This window comes from Acidithiobacillus sp. TH-A36 (genome assembly GCF_057473445.1).
In genome coordinates this window covers 1-1,439 of the sequence record NZ_JBYCKP010000302.1, presented here as the reverse complement: position 1 = coordinate 1,439, position 1,439 = coordinate 1, and the positions used below count along the sequence as shown (strand labels likewise).

Below are 1,439 nucleotides of genomic sequence, written 5' to 3'. Positions count from 1 at the left end.
AAGCGTCACGTGGCGGTGCCGGAAACGGTTAAGTCCTAAAAACGGCAGTTGCCGTGGGTGCTTTTTTATGTTACTCGCCTGTTGTTACAAGGCTCATCCTGATGTCAGGAAAGAACTCGCCCTACGGGCTCAGACAGCTTTCCTGACGGGCGCCGGATTTCGCCAGGAACAACAACGGCTCGAAACACGCTGCAAAGCACCCACGGCAACTGTCGTTTTTAAGTTAAGAGAACCTTGCCCCCTTAACACGCTGTGTTTGGTGGCTGACACTGCAGGCCCGGAAGCGGCAACGCTTACCGGGCCTGATATTTTATGCGGTCTTTTCCAGCGTGATGAGGCGGAACCAGCCGCCCATGGCACCCGGTTCGTCACGCATACAGTGTAATTCCGGGCGCTCTGCCAGAATCTCCTCAAAGGTCAGATCGGTATGGGTAGCGACGGCACCCGCTACCCGACCCAACGCACGTCTTATCCATGCTTTTTGGCCGGGGCGTAAAAATTTGTCGAGTAGCAAAATCCGGCCCCCGGGTTTGAGAACCCGGCTGGCTTCTGCCAACGCTTTGCCGGCATTGGGGACCACCGCCAGAATCAGATGCATCACCACAAAATCGAAGGTCGCATTGGCAAAGGGCAGTACTTCGGCGTCGGCCTGAACCAATGGGATGGTGCTTGGCAGATTTTGCGCGCGGCGCAGCATGGCGTGGGTCAGGTCAATGCCAATGGCGGTACAGTGATTTGGCAAAAAGGGAATGTCCAGCCCGGTGCCAATGCCATCAATTAAAATCTGACAGGACGCATTCTGGGGGATTTGGCGGAGGCTGCGCTGTCGTAAAGGTTCGGAAAAACCGCGTACTGCCTGATCGTAAATGGGCGCCCAGATGCCGTAGGCGCGTTGCAGGCTGCTGCGGCTCAATGAAATACCGTAGCGACGGCCAGACGAAATGCAGGAATGGGGCTTTCGAAGATTTCCCCGTCTGCAGTGATCCATTCGTAACTGCCGTGCATGCTGCCTACAGCGGTAGACAGAACCGAGCCACTGGAATAGCGAAAGCGTTGTCCAGGCTGCAGTGTGGGCTGTTCGCCGACTACGCCGGGACCTTTGGCTTCCTGGATATGACCTTCGGCGTCGGTAATAATCCAGTGGCGGTTGAGCAGCTGTGCGGTTTGCGGGCCGTGGTTTTCGATGGTGATCTGGTAGGCAAAAGCATAATGCGCCTGCTCGGGGCTGGATTGTTCGGGAATATATCGGGTTTCTACGGTGATCCGAATGTCTGTGGGGGCGTTTTCTGCCATGATCTTACTCCGGGCGTTGAGCCACTAGGATAATCAAGAACCAGTCTAACGAGCGGGAAGCCACCTGCCAAGCCACTTCAGCGTCGTTTGTTGGGCATTTTTGCAGCAGGCCGGAGCCGATACAGGATGACGATGCGGCCAATACG

Annotated in this window: 2 protein-coding genes; both read right to left on the bottom strand. The window is 56.1% G+C overall.

Going from position 1 to position 1,439, the window contains the following annotated elements; genetic code table 11:
• Nucleotides 1-310: 310 nt before the first annotated feature.
• Nucleotides 311-913, bottom strand: coding sequence for a class I SAM-dependent methyltransferase (locus AC2VLY_RS07875; RefSeq protein WP_300251499.1), 603 nt, complete (start codon nt 911-913; stop codon nt 311-313).
• Nucleotides 910-1,293 carry a Co2+/Mg2+ efflux protein ApaG gene (gene apaG / locus AC2VLY_RS07870; protein WP_300251502.1) on the bottom strand — a complete coding sequence of 128 codons (384 nt, stop codon included), beginning with the start codon at nt 1,291-1,293 and terminating at the stop codon, nt 910-912. The genes AC2VLY_RS07875 and apaG overlap by 4 nt, the downstream gene beginning before the upstream one ends.
• Nucleotides 1,294-1,439 lie beyond the last annotated feature (146 nt).